Raw genomic sequence first — 358 nt, forward strand, 5'->3', positions numbered from 1 at the left:
ATAATCACCGATCTGGCGTGGTATCCACCGGCGTTTCCGGCGCAGGGGCGCTTGCCCACCCACGCCGCGCTGGTTGGCGAGAACTGCGCTAAACAGGACAGCCGCGAGCTGGCCTACCGCCAGGAGCTGTGCCTGGCCGCCGGACGCCGCGTGGAGCCGCCCTGCTGTAAGACCCTGCATATCAGCCTGTTTTTTGACGGCACAGGGAATAACCTTAATCACGACTTCTATAACTCCGATCCGAAGCACCCTACTAATATCGCTCGCCTGTTCCGCGCCGCTATCGGCCAGGGTTACGCCGGCGGGATGGCGGGAAAAGCCTCGGAGCTGCTGGATGCTATCGGCAGCGGCGATGACA

Annotated in this window: 1 pseudogene; it reads left to right on the plus strand. The window is 62.6% G+C overall.

Going from position 1 to position 358, the window contains the following annotated elements:
• Positions 1–358, plus strand: a pseudogene (locus IBT46_RS27100) (DUF2235 domain-containing protein); the annotation flags it as partial.

Origin of the sequence: Erwinia sp. S38 (genome assembly GCF_016624545.1) — a bacterium.
Classification (GTDB): Bacteria; Pseudomonadota; Gammaproteobacteria; order Enterobacterales; family Enterobacteriaceae; genus Erwinia; species Erwinia coffeiphila.